This window comes from Vibrio taketomensis (genome assembly GCF_009938165.1).
In the GTDB taxonomy this organism is placed as follows: domain Bacteria; phylum Pseudomonadota; class Gammaproteobacteria; order Enterobacterales; family Vibrionaceae; genus Vibrio; species Vibrio taketomensis.
Map to the genome: position 1 here is coordinate 1,290,739 of NZ_AP019649.1, position 12,584 is coordinate 1,303,322.

Consider the following 12,584-nt stretch of genomic DNA (forward strand, 5'->3'; position numbering starts at 1 on the left):
ATGAGTCTTAAATTATTTTATATCAATAATTTAGATTAAAAATTGAGACGCAATGAGACGATGCGGAAAGCATATCAAAGCCCTTAAGAGTGATTCGCAACGCGTGGCATTTTGGTGCTAATCGTTGGGTTTCGTGTTTACGGTGCAATGGTTTCGTTTCGTGGTCGCGTTGCTCACACCTTAATGCGGCGTTATATTTAAATAGGAGATATAGAGTTGTTTGATGGAATTAGAGGTCAATTGATTCTGATGTTACGATTGTTGAATCACCAGATCACCCAGTACTGATTTCTCCTCCAGATTCACTAGTTGCAAAGAACGGTAAAATCCTAGCGTGCTATAAGCCACATCATGCTGAGTTATCACGACCAAAAAATTTACTATCAAGATTAGCACTTAGTCGCTATGTTACCGACGCATACGCTCCATGTACTAGTTATTAGTGAAACTGCGCGTATAGATAAGTTATCTAGATTGTTCTCGTTCTTTGATGAAGTTATTGAATTAAGAGACTTATTAAGTAGTATTCGTTTACTAGACAGAAAAGCGAGTGAACTTACTATAGAGAGGGCTAACACAGGCAGGGAAATGCATTACGTTAAGTACAATCTTCTGTATGAGTTATCGTTAAAGCAGCTAAGAGCAGAAGCCAAAGAAGAGCGAGAGATTGACATTAACCTTGAGCAATTGAAGACGGTTTACTATTCCGATTGGCTAAATCGTCTGGAACTCAGTTCAGTTAATAAAAGATCTTTCGAGTCAAAACTGTTTTACCAGCTTTCTCGCTCTTACCTTACAATCCCAGACTTTTCAAAATCTAAGAGACGCTTGAGCTCCTAAGAAATATTTGTTTGTCATCTCTACAGATTGATTCCAAATATGATGATGGGTTCTATTTGGGTTCTAAAATCGACAGTAAATTAATTTTATCTGACACACTGCCGGGTTATAGGTATGACAGCCTAAAAGGGTTGAGAAGTGTTTCTTTGCAGGTTAGGCTTAACACATGCTAAAATGACGAGAGCCTAGAGCGTTATACAGATTATCAAAACTACAAAATAGAGATGGTTGGCATGAGTACAACAAAAAAAGAATCGACACTATAAACGCAATCGTAACTGGTAGCTCAATCGCAAATGAACATGAGTGTAATTTGGTACTTGGTGAATTTAATGAAGTGTACCGTTGTATGAAGATTTCACAGAAAACAGGAAACACTTACTCCAAGTTCTGCATTCGACACGAGGTTTGGACTCTGCATTGTCAGCTTTGTGCGTATAAATTCACTACATGTTCAAGTACCAGCGCTAGGTGGATATTTGAAATCCTTAACAGAACACTCCAACCCTGCGCTCAATAGTTTAAGTCAAGCAGAACGTTATAGGTTTCAAAGAGAAATCGTCAATATTAGAAACAAGTACATGCATGAAGCTGGTTCATTTCAATCAAGAGCAAGTTGTTACCAACTTGCTTTCAGAAATGCATGCCTGTTTGAGTAGGGTTGCGGCACTTTAAATATAACAAACAATTTAAGAGGGATTCGGCACGTGGCATTTTTACAATGCGTTGGTTTCAGTGGTTAAGGCGGCATGCAAAGGTTTATATTGCATGCCACACCTTAATTGGGCGTTAGGCTATCTAAATAGAAATCGAGGTAATAAATTGGACAAAGTTGTTTGGAAATCACCGAATGATGAGGCAATGGTGACAGATTACACCTGTCCGGCATGCAACAAGGGATTGCTTAAGCTATTTAAAGAAGATTTGGTCTTAAGAGAGTATGTCCGTTCAAAAGCAAATCACAAGCATGAAGATATGCAAAGTGACTGGGTAGAGTCGTCTGTTCGGAGTTCTTCAGTGTAACCATGATTATTGCCTTGAGTATGTGTCTTTTGTGGTGAAGCTCGTGGGATGATATTGAATATATTAGTGATGAAGTACCTGGTGGTTGGGGTTTAGAGTATATAGACAAAATCGAAATAAAATACATATATCCTTCACCCAATTTGATTCCATTAAGCTAAGTATCCAGAGTCCATTATCCAACTGTTAAAGGATTCATTCTGTTTATATTGGTCTAGCCCAGCATCTTGCGCTAATAAAATGCGAATTATCGTTGAGGAGGTTCTTAATGACCAAAAGTTCCTTTGAGGCATAAGGTAACAAAAGGCAACGGAACAATAAAATTCTGTAAAAGTAATACACACCAAAGAATATTGAGATTGGGAAAGAAAAAGGGTTTAGTGAAAGTGCCGAGTATCTTTAGCAATCAAAGAGATTGGTAATTCAGCAAGTCATGTTTGAATTCAATGATAAAGCAATAATTCCTGCTTATAAGCTTTTAGATAAAGCGCTGAATATGATTTACATTGGTTACGATAAAGAGCTTGAGATGCTCAAAGATTTAGCAAAGAGTAAAAAGCTAGCCTAACAAACTGTTTAAGACTGATTCGCAACGCGTGGCATTTTTACTATGCGTTGGTTTTAGTGTTTAAGGTGGTATGCGGCAGCTTCGGTATTGCGTTGCTCACATATATGGTCTCCCCCTGTTTTGCAAGTCAGCAGTATGATTAAAAGAGCAGGTTAACTACCATATATACGGCCTGTTTTTGCGGCTATTGCCTTGGCCAAGATGAGGCAGTCGAACACGAAGTCCTAATCACCTTATCGACTTTAAAAGCCAGCGTGAGCACAAGGTTTTCAACGTGTAGGATTTATCCTGTTATTCATCTCACTACGTACTTTGCAAAGGGTTGGTGGTGTATGGTGCTTTATGCCGGTTGATATTCTTCGTTTTTGGTTATAACAGCCCAAGCGATCCGCATGAGTTTGTTTGCGAGAGCGACCGCAGCACGGTTGGAGCCTCGTCGTTCTTGTAACTCAAGCATCCATTTACTGAGTTTGTCGGACTTGAACTTGGCTCGTCTTAAAGCTGCTCTAGCACCATGAACCAGTAAAGATCGAATCTAAGTATTACCTCGCTTGGTAATGCCGAGAAGAATGACATTACCACCTGTTGTGTCTTGTTTTGGAACGAGTCCTATCGCCGCAGAAGCATCTCACCCCGTTCTAAATTGCTGTCCAGAGCCGAGCCATACGGCGACGGCTTGGCTAGTGAGTGGTCCAAAGCCAGGAATGGACATCAGTCGTTTGGCATTATCAAATTGCTTAACGGTTTGGTTGAGTTTCTCTTCAAACCATTGGATCTGTTCCTCGATGTATAAATAGCGTTCGTATTGACGTGATAGAAGTTCACGCAATGTTGGCGATAGTTGGTTTTCACTTTCTTCCAGTATTTCGGGAATGGCTTGCCTAAAAGACGCTTTTCCTTTTGGGATAACGATGCCGTACTCAGCAATTAATCCTCGAACTTGATTAATCAAACGGGTTCTTTCGGTAACACATAGTCTGCGCATTCGAATCAATGATTGAATGTCTTGTTGCTCGATGGATTTGTGTGGAACGGGGTGGGTGCGTTGATAGAGTGTAAGTTCAGTAATCGCTTCTGCATCGTTATAGTCATTCTTCTGCTTGCGGCGCTGATTTTTGACATGTTGAGGAGGGTATAGCAGAACATCATGCCCAAAATTTTCGAACTCACGTGCCCAGTAATGAGCACCTGAACACGCTTCCATTGCGATGATACATGGAGTTTGAGTTGCGACGTAGTTCAGTAGTTTGGTTCGTTGAAGTTTTTACGCCCAATGTTCTTCCTTTATGATTGATTTCAAAAAGAAAGAAAATATTTTTGCTAAGTCGATGCCGATGATTTTATGCTGAGTCATGGTCTTCTCCTTTTGCTTTAGGACCTAAACACTCCAAGCATGGCTGATGGTCATGTGAAGTGGTAGGGGAGACCATCTCATCACCTTAACAGGGCGTTAGCATTATAAAGGAAGAACAGTGACAATTATCGAAGTCAAAACTTAGCATCAGCTTTTCAATCAATTGCATTAGTGCTCGCTATTTGTATTGGTGGTGGTTGGGCTTTATTCCAATTCTTTCGGTTAGAACGATTGAAAAAGCAAAAGCGGAGTTGAGAAAACTTCAATTGGAAACTAGATCCTACGGCATTTTACAAATATCTGTTACCCCAAGAGCAATCTCTTCGTATCCTGGAACTGTGATAGTTGATATTCACATGAAAATATCGGCACGAACGCCGAAACCATCGATCTAGAAAAGTCTAAGGTTACGTTAGGACCTGTAGGAACAGGCAACTTTAATGCTCTCTCGGTTAAGGCAACAGTTAACGTAATGCATCAGGGAGTTGATAATGTTGGTTTTTACGATTCTTCACCCTGGAGAAGAGCAAATAATTAAGTATATTGCTACGGGCTTAAGCCATTCTACTTATTTGGTGCAAGCGTCGTTTGTTGGCTCTCCTAGTGAAACTGAGTATCAGAGCAACATTGCTAAACAAAGTGGACTGACTAGTTCTCAGGTTATATGGGGTGTACTGAGTACATTGAAATATAATGCTAACAAGCAATTTAAGAGGGATTCACAACGCTTGGCACTTTTGCTTCTACTTCAGTTTTAGTGTTTATGGCACAATGCTTTAGGTTTGGGTGGGGGCGTTGTTCACCCCTTAATTGGGAGTTAGGCAATAGGGAAAGTTATGAGTGTGGATGTAGACAAAATACTAGATCTGCTGATAGTTAGCGAAAAGAACAGTAGTGGTATCGGGCGCTATATTTGTGAAACGCGTATTGAAAAGATAACACTAAGTCTCGCCATTTTATGTATTTATCAGCGCCATTCCAATAGCTCTTGGAAAAAGAATTAGCTTTGTATATTTTGGCTGGTGCTATTGTTCTTGCTGTTATCTATATGCTGGCATCTATTGTGCCGTTGTTGACCTCTTTTTAGTTTTAAACGAGATGCGTTAATTAGTGTCAAAATGAGCATAATTCAAATATAGATTTTGTTGCTCAATTAGCCAACTACGACCTAGACTCATTGAATGAAGTAAAGCAGCTTTAGAGCGGCGTGTTATCTTTCTAGTTGACCGCATTGGGTTTATGGTAGGTGCTGTAGATAAATTAGGACTATTTCCTGCTTTATTTATGCTCTATTTTACTTACACAAAAATTTCTGATAATTCGGTAAGTGTGTTCCAATGGTGGCAATCGCATTCATATGCGGATTGTATATTGGTGTTCTACTCGCTAAAGCTGTCATCGATTCGTTCCGCGATAAAATACAACTACTAGAATTAGCCATGGCAGATAAATCTAAGTTGAAATTGCCCTAACACATATGAGCCTTCTGCCTGTCAATAGGTAATGACCTGTTGGCTGCGCGAGCAGCCAACCTCTTCGAACAACAAAGTTATCTAATTCGCTTTGTCATTTCGATCATTGTATTGTTTACGACAAAACATATTGAGGAGCTCTTATTGCGGTCTCACTGCTGCCAACCATTATTGGCTGGGTCAGACTAGTTCCCCTAGAGATTCATCGGTTAATCCTGCAGGCGCTCTTCAAAAATGGTTAAACAGTTGTTTTCCAGTTATCTTCAGGCTCAGCCGAGGTGTAAGCAACTTTGCTGTTCGTTGTTATGGATGTGCTATGTGCTTTCACGGTTTATTGATAGAGTAGTGTAAAATCAGCAATTTGAGATAACCGGATTTAAATATGTCTAAGCCTGTTCAGCAACAAATCGGGAATATAGCTCTCGTCGTTGAAAACTACGACGATGCTATTGCGTTTTATACACAGAAACTTCAATTTGTATTGGTTGAAGATACCGATTTAGGCGGTGGTAAGCGCTGGGTTCAGGTTTCTCCTCCAAATTCCAATGGTACCAATCTGCTTCTCGCTCAAGCGAGCACAGAGGAGCAAGCTCAAGCCATAGGTAATCAAACTGGTGGACGCGTATTCTTGTTCCTACAAACCAATGATTTTTGGAGAGACTACGAGTTAATGAAATCAAATGGTGTCGTGTTTCTGGAAGAGCCGCGGGAAGAAGAGTACGGTACGGTCGTGGTATTTCAAGATCTGTATGGTAATAAATGGGACTTGTTGCAACTAAGCAGCACAAGTAAATAGTGCGCACATAAATAGGGGCGATGGCATCAGTAGTCAATTTTTAGCGATTCAGTTCTGCATAACAATGAAATAATACATTACAGTTGGGCGTAGGCTTGATCAGCAAGGAGTATTTGAGATGGGAACGGTCATAGGCATTGTCATTTTAGCAGCGATAGATTGGTATCTTGTTCGTAAGACAGGATTGCATATCCATCAACTGATTGCTAAAAAGTACGCTGAGCATTTAAATAACAAAGACCAGCATAAATAGGCTTTTTCCGGCAAGAATCTGATTTCTTACTCGTGTTCTCGGATAAGGTTTAGGCTGAGTAAATTTCGCCAATATCATCGGTAAAAGCATCGGGCTATATTAGTGAAAATACGCAGAAATCAGTTTAAAGCTTGTTAGATCAATCGGCTATAATTGACGTCAACAACAAATAAATACTAGTCGTTAGATATGCCAATCATTACTGCGTTAAAAGGCCATTCAAATAGTGAGTGTGAAAATAGTCCATCATCTTGTTGGGTAGATGTTGATTTATCAAAGCCAGAAGATCACGAGTGGTTGGTTACGCAAAGTGGATTGTCAGAGGAATTAATCGCTTTCTTGGTGCGAGAGAATTTTGTTAATCACCGCAACCTGCACGATGGTAGCGTGCTTATCGCTTTGAAAGTCAGTGGTGATCAGTCCACCTTAAATCCTTTAGGGCTTGTTGATTTAAAGATCTTTATCGACGCCAATCGAATCATCACCATTCGCTACCATCCAGTAATGGCGATTGAACAGACATACGCTTATCTAAAAAACACACCTCAAAATAGCGTGACTCATAGTGGTAAGGTGATGGATGTGTTCAGCCACATCGTCAACAACTTGATTGTTCATATCGAAAAAATCACCTTTACCATGTCAGACAGATTAGCCGTGTTAGAAGATCAGTACTTCGACAATGGGACTGTGTTTGATTCAGCCGTTTTGCTGAAACTAAGAGGTGATATTTGCAAGATCAGACGTATTTTGAATGTACTGCGTAACACTTTGCTTATTCGTATAGAGGATGCGATTCTTCCAATAGATAAAGAAGCACGAGTTGGAATGCTGCGCGCATCGAATCACGTTACATTGAATATCGATAACCTTGATGATTTAGTCAGCCGCATTGATACACTACAAAATCTTGATAACACGAATCGCGCCGAGGCGATGTCTCAATCCAGTTTTCGATTAACTATCGTAGCTACGGTATTTCTTCCACTCACATTTGTTTCTGGCTTGCTGGGTATGAATGTCGGAGGTATCCCGGAGACTGATAGCCCATGGGGATTTTGGGCGATAACCGGTGGTATGGTTACCTTAGCGACGGGCTTGTGGGTGTATCTCTACCGTCGATTGCAAACCGCTCGAATGAAACGCTAAGCCGCTCTAATCTGGTTAATTTGAGTGTAAAGACAATGCCTGAAAGTAAAGTCATTCAGGCATGTCTCTAGTTATCGGATACCTATTTATAGATAACGAGTTCTCAAATGCTCTTGGAAGAACTTGGCATTCAGAGTTTCCCCAGTTGCCTGTTTTACCAATTCATTCGTGTTCAGAAGGCTACCTTTGTTCCAAATGTTATCGCCTAACCAATTGAAAATAGGTGAGAGGTCACCAGAGTGAATCGCTGCCTCAACATCAACGGTTTGCTTCATCGCTGCCATAAATTGTGCGGCGTACATTGCGCCTAATGTGTAACTTGGGAAATATCCGAATGCGCCATCTGTCCAATGGATGTCTTGCATGCAACCATTTTTGTAATTGCCTTCCGTTGATAGCCCTAAGTATTGCTGCATTTTGGCGTTCCAAAGTTCGGGCACGTCGGTGTGTTTGATGTTGCCATTGATCAGATCGCGTTCAATCTCATAGCGCAAAATAACGTGTGCAGGGTAGGTGAGTTCGTCCGCGTCTACACGGATAAAATCCTTCTTAACTCGTGTGTACAGTTTCTGAAAATTCTGCTGAGAGAATAGATCTGGATTTGCATTGCTGAAGTGTTTGCCAGCAAGTTTCGCTAGGTGTGCAATAAACGCTTCGCTGCGGCCAACTTGCATCTCAAAGAACAAAGATTGAGATTCGTGAATGCCCATTGATCGAGCTTCACCTGCTGGTGTGCCTGCAAGCAGTTTTGGTAAACCTTGCTCATAACGGGCATGACCGGTTTCATGCACAATGCCCATGAGTGATTGCACAAATTCGTTTTCGTCGTAACGCGTGGTGATGCGCACATCACTTGGCACGCCGCCGCAGAATGGATGGACGCTTTCATCTAATCGGCCATGGTTAAAGTCAAACTGCAGCAGTTTCATTACTTCAAGACCAAGCGCTTTTTGCTTCTCTGCGGCGAACTGTCCGCTTGGTTCAATGAAGTTCTCTGATTTTTGCTTTTCGATCACTTGGTCGATCATGCTTGGTAGCCAAGTTTTTACGTCAGCAAACAAAGTATCAAGTGATGTGGATGACGTGCCCGGTTCATAGATATCGAGCATCGCATCATAAGGCGTTAAGTTATTCGCCTCTGCGCGCAGTTGTGCTTCTTCTTGGGACAGTTTAACCACTTCAGCCCAATTTTTTTCAAAGCCTTGCCAGTCATTTTCTTTGCGTTGAGTACGCCAGGCGTGCTCACATTTGGAGCCAGCTAGTGATTTTGCTTGCACGAGTTTTTCTGGAAGAAGGTTAGCTTGCTGCCATTGTCGCTTTAGCTCGCGCAGGCTGGCCGTTTGTTCACTGCTTAATGACTCTTGCTCAGCCTCTGTAAACCAATCCGCTAGTTGAGGCTGCGTATGAAGTGAATGGATATGAACGGATAATTCAGCCATTGCCTCTGAGCGCGCTTGGTTGCCTCCGGTTGGCATCATTGAAGCTTGGTCCCAACCGCAAATGGCAGCAAGGTGATTAAAATGAGCGATTTTTTTAGAGTGTGAAACCAGTTTTTCGAATGCGTTCATTGGTTAGCCTTTTGATTCTAAGAACTTTTAGTCTAGCAATGAGTTTATGGAAGATAAATCGTTTGTTGCAAAATCAAGATGGCGGTATAAAGAAGCTCTTAACACATGGAAGTTGTATTTATGATCGTCAATTTTGAAGCATTTATTATCGCTATTACTATTTTAACCTTAACTCCGGGTGTGGATACTGCCTTGGTGATCCGCAATTCGTCTCGTGGCGGCGTGGTTGATGGTGCGACTACGAGTCTCGGTATTTGTTTAGGTTTGTTTGTTCATGCTACCTTTTCAGCGGTGGGGATTTCGGCGCTACTCGCGCAATCTGCGCAGTTGTTTGCGGCGGTTAAAATGGTGGGTGCCGCGTACCTAGTTTGGCTTGGGCTTTCGAGTTTATATGCTTTATATAAAGGGCAGGCAATGCCCACCGAACTAACACTTAAGCAGCAAAATATCAGTTTTAAGCGTTCGTTAAGAGAAGGGTTTCTTTCTAACGTGTTGAACCCGAAAACCGCAGTTTTTTATCTCGCGTTTTTACCGCAATTTATTAATCCTGAAGGCAGCGCATTTGCTCAATCACTTTTAATGGCCGCCATTCACTTTGTGATTGCGATGATTTGGCAGTGTGGTTTGGCTGGAGCGCTTGATACCGCAAAAGGGCTTTTAAAAAGCAGCCGTTTTATGAATTGGATGGAAGCAACAACGGGCGTGGTGCTGGTGGCTTTAGGCGTTGTTGTTTCTTGACGATAAATAGAACCAAGAAATTATCGTAATAAAAACGCAGCCCTTGAGCTGCGTTTTTAGTGTGCGCTTTGCTTATGCGTTTACAGAATTTACCGATTCTGTTTGTGTGTTAGCGAAGAACAGTTTGGTTTCTTCGATAACCACTTGGCGCAATGCAATTAGACCAATTAGGTTTGGAATTGCCATTAAGCCGTTAACGATGTCTGCGATAATCCAAATCATATCTAGGTGAAGGAAAGCACCTGATGCCACTAAGCATACGAAGATGATTTTGTACGGCAGTACGGCTTTAGTACCCATTAGGAACACGACACAGCGTTCACCGTAGTAGTTCCAACCTAGAATGGTGGTGAAGGCAAAGAACATCAAACCAATTGATACCAGCATTGGACCAAAGGTATCCATGTTTAGGCCAACCGCAAAGGCATGGGTCGTCATCGCAGCACCTGCCAGATCGGTTTGCCATGCGCCAGTTAGGATCAAAGCAAGACCAGTCATGGTACAGATGATGATGGTGTCGATAAACGTACCCGTCATTGAAATCAAACCTTGTTTCACGCAAGAGTCTGTTTTCGCCGCTGCCGCTGCCATTGGTGCGCTACCAAGGCCAGATTCGTTTGAGAATACGCCGCGCGCAATACCCGATTGGATTGCCAGCATAATGCTTGCGCCTAAGAAACCACCGGTTGCTGCAGTTGAAGTAAACGCAGAGGTGATAACTAGCTCAACAGATGGCAGGAGCTTATCGACATTCATGATGATCACGCTTAAACACGCAAGCACATAGAATAGCGCCATGGTTGGGACTACTTTACCCGCGACTTTAGCGATCGATTGAATACCACCAAGGGTTACAAACGCCACTAGTAACGTCAGGATGCTAGCTCCGATTTCACGAGAAACACCAAATGAAATCTCAGTTGCGTCCAAAATAGCGTTAACTTGTGGGAAAGTACCAATACCAAAGCAAGCCACACCAAGCGCAAAGACTGCAAACATGATAGCTAGGGCTTTAGAGCCAACACCGTACTGTAGGTAGTACATTGGGCCGCCGATCATTTCGCCTTTGTCATCTACGCGGCGGTATTTTACCGCGAGTAGACATTCTGCGTATTTGGTTGCCATGCCGAATAAGGCTGCTAGCCACATCCAAAATAGTGCACCAGGGCCACCCAATTTGATTGCTGTTGCTACACCAACGATATTACCAGTACCAATAGTTGCAGAGAGTGCAGTACACAATGCAGCAAAGCTTGATACGTCGCCTTCTTTTTCAGAATCATCTTTTGCAAAGATCATTTTGAACGCAGTTGGCAGATATTTGAATTGCACTAAACCTAAACGAAAAGTGAAGTAAACACCGGTACCTACTAGCAAAATAAGTAGTGGTGGGCCCCAAACAAAATCGTCAATAGTTTTTAGTAAAGCTTGTAGGTTATCCATGATTTCCCTTAATTAATAAAACAATTTAAGGAGAAGAGGGAAGGACTGATAGCCTGAAAAAGGCGATCAATAAAATGCACGCTTAGCCATAAGCTAAGAAATGGTTATGTAGTCTTTCCACTCCTCTGTCCTTTTGCCTGAGAGTTTCACTTCACATTGATAATCAATGTAAAACTTGCTCCTTCGGCGACCGATTTAACGGTTCTCTCCAGAGGTTCCTCCAACTACAGTCCCCGCTACCTAGGTAGCACCTGAAAGATTTACTTCTTCGGTAGGTTATTTTGCACAAATGTTACCATTTGGTTAATAACCACTCTCCTGCAGTCTTCATCGGAACAATTACTCATATAGTGAGTAAATGCTAGTTGATAGCACTGGTCGCTACCAACGTGAGAACTCTATCACTTTTTTTAGACAATTCAACACATTTTTGTGATTGAAATATTTCAATTTGGCAGGTAGGAAGGTTAACGAGTCTGAAAGGCTTGAAAATAAAAGGCGTGGGTACAAAAAACGCCCAATTAAGGGCGCTTTATGTATGTTTATATTCGTGTGCTACTTAGAAGTAGTTAGCGTCAACAAGCTCGCTAGAATCAACACTTGTTACTTCTTCACGTGCTTCAAGCCATGCGATAACTTGTGCTTTTTGCTCTTCTGTCGCGTTTTGGTAGCGTTCTGCTGCACAAATGAAACCTTCGAAAATTTCAAGGCCACCGCCACCGAAACATAGGCCTAGGCTATCGATGTAGTCGATGAATTCATCAACAAACACGTCGTAGCGGTCGAAATCAGCGATGTTAGTTTTGCAGCTGATTTCAAAACCAAGCATAGCGAATTCGCCAAGGTACATTTTTTTCAAAATGCGACGTTTCTTGTTTTCTTGTTTAAATGGTTTCATGATTTTGCCTCTAACATGGAATCACATTGGTTATACCCTAAATATCGCGGCTACCCAAATATATTGCCAGTATCTTGCTTTGATTGATGGGGAATTAGCCAATTTTCAGCAATCCGCATCGTCTTAAACATTATCTTAGGTTTTGGCACTACAATTTGAATGAGAAAACTACTTGGCTCTGACCTTTTTTATCGAAAAAATGGTATAAAAGAGATGTTTATACCTAAGTGGCGGCTCTCAAAAGCCGAGGTTGCTTAAGTATATATTCCTGCTAAGTCAGGTTGTGAGCATGACGTCTCGCTAAGGAGAAGGGATGACAAGATTAATCGCAATTGTATTTTTAATTGCCATAGCGTTTGTTTTGATTCGTTATCGAACCAATGAAAAACTGCAAAAATATGTCGTTATAACCTTAGTTGGTGGCTTTCTTGTTTACACCGCTAGCCTCATGATTACCGAACTTATGCGCTAAACCGTAGGAG

Annotated in this window: 8 protein-coding genes, 1 pseudogene and 1 riboswitch; of the genes and pseudogenes, 5 read left to right on the plus strand and 4 right to left on the minus strand. The window is 41.7% G+C overall.

All coding sequences use genetic code 11. The annotated features are described in order from the left end of the window. Positions 1-2,771: 2,771 nt before the first annotated feature. Positions 2,772-3,785 (minus strand): annotated as a pseudogene (locus Vt282_RS21910) (IS110 family RNA-guided transposase). A 1,854-nt stretch (positions 3,786-5,639) separates the two neighbouring features. Here Vt282_RS21910 and Vt282_RS06050 point away from each other — a divergent pair. From Vt282_RS06050 to Vt282_RS06055, 3 genes are all read left to right on the plus strand, one after another. Further along, positions 5,640-6,053 (plus strand): VOC family protein, encoded by a 414-nt coding sequence (locus Vt282_RS06050; RefSeq protein ID WP_162062847.1) that lies wholly within the window; start codon positions 5,640-5,642, stop codon positions 6,051-6,053. A 118-nt stretch (positions 6,054-6,171) separates the two neighbouring features. Continuing rightward, positions 6,172-6,306, plus strand: coding sequence for a hypothetical protein (locus Vt282_RS21200; protein WP_269472602.1), 135 nt, complete (start codon positions 6,172-6,174; stop codon positions 6,304-6,306). A gap of 189 nt (positions 6,307-6,495) precedes the next feature. Next, positions 6,496-7,455: a CorA family divalent cation transporter gene (locus Vt282_RS06055; RefSeq protein ID WP_162062848.1), complete on the plus strand. Its 960-nt coding sequence runs from the start codon at positions 6,496-6,498 to the stop codon at positions 7,453-7,455. 86 nt (positions 7,456-7,541) lie between these two features. On the opposite strand, the gene Vt282_RS06060 is transcribed toward Vt282_RS06055, so the two are convergent. Beyond that, on the minus strand, positions 7,542-9,023 hold the full coding sequence (locus Vt282_RS06060; protein WP_162062849.1) for a carboxypeptidase M32: 1,482 nt from the start codon (positions 9,021-9,023) through the stop codon (positions 7,542-7,544). Between the two features lie 120 nt (positions 9,024-9,143). On the opposite strand from Vt282_RS06060, the gene Vt282_RS06065 reads away from it, so the two are divergent. Beyond that, positions 9,144-9,761: a LysE family translocator gene (locus tag Vt282_RS06065; protein WP_162062850.1), complete on the plus strand. Its 618-nt coding sequence runs from the start codon at positions 9,144-9,146 to the stop codon at positions 9,759-9,761. A gap of 72 nt (positions 9,762-9,833) precedes the next feature. Here the strand turns inward: Vt282_RS06065 and Vt282_RS06070 are convergent, their stop codons facing one another. Together Vt282_RS06070 and Vt282_RS06075 are read right to left on the minus strand one after the other, a co-directional pair. Beyond that, the gene (locus Vt282_RS06070; protein ID WP_162062851.1) at positions 9,834-11,204 is read right to left on the minus strand and encodes an alanine/glycine:cation symporter family protein; all 1,371 of its coding nucleotides are present in this window, start codon (positions 11,202-11,204) and stop codon (positions 9,834-9,836) included. Between the two features lie 115 nt (positions 11,205-11,319). Then, positions 11,320-11,426, minus strand: a riboswitch (glycine riboswitch). 337 nt (positions 11,427-11,763) lie between these two features. Further along, positions 11,764-12,102, minus strand: coding sequence for a YggL 50S ribosome-binding family protein (locus Vt282_RS06075; protein ID WP_162046496.1), 339 nt, complete (start codon positions 12,100-12,102; stop codon positions 11,764-11,766). A 313-nt stretch (positions 12,103-12,415) separates the two neighbouring features. Between Vt282_RS06075 and Vt282_RS19905 the strand changes: the two genes are divergently transcribed. Next, positions 12,416-12,574 (plus strand): hypothetical protein, encoded by a 159-nt coding sequence (locus Vt282_RS19905; protein ID WP_167515601.1) that lies wholly within the window; start codon positions 12,416-12,418, stop codon positions 12,572-12,574. Positions 12,575-12,584: the final 10 nt, after the last annotated feature.